We start from the raw sequence: 504 nt of genomic DNA, 5'->3' as shown, positions 1-504 counted from the left end.
GCTGGCACTGACCGCCTCGAAGAACCTCGGGCTGAATGCGATGGCGAGCTTCTCCGGCGCGCTTGCCTGGCCCTTCGTCTATCCCTGGCCGCAGCGCCCGGCCGGCCTTGTCGAGACCGCCTTCGACGAACTGGCGAAGCGCTGGAAGCCGATCCTCGACCATGCCGAGGAGAACGGTGTCGACATCTGCTACGAGATCCATCCGGGTGAAGACCTGCACGACGGCATCACTTACGAGATGTTCCTGGAGCGCACCGGCAACCATGCCCGCGCCTGCATGCTCTACGACCCGTCGCACTACGTGCTGCAGTGCCTCGACTACCTCGACAACATCGACATCTACAAGGACCGCATCCGGATGTTCCACGTCAAGGATGCGGAGTTCAACCCGACCGGGCGCCAGGGCGTCTATGGCGGCTACCAGGGCTGGGTGAACCGGGCAGGGCGGTTCCGCTCGCTTGGTGACGGCCAGGTGGATTTCGGCGCGGTGTTCTCGAAGATGGC

General features: G+C 64.3%; 1 protein-coding gene. It reads left to right on the top strand.

All coding sequences use genetic code 11. The features are described 5' to 3' along the window. Window positions 1-504, top strand: a 504-nt coding sequence (locus MKZ91_RS31535) for a sugar phosphate isomerase/epimerase family protein (protein WP_336174952.1), incomplete at both ends; no start/stop codon positions are given.

This window comes from Ensifer sp. MJa1, assembly GCF_037026475.1.
Classification (GTDB): Bacteria; Pseudomonadota; Alphaproteobacteria; order Rhizobiales; family Rhizobiaceae; genus Ensifer.
Note: the sequence above shows the minus strand (reverse complement) of the source record. Positions and strands in the feature narration are given on the sequence as shown.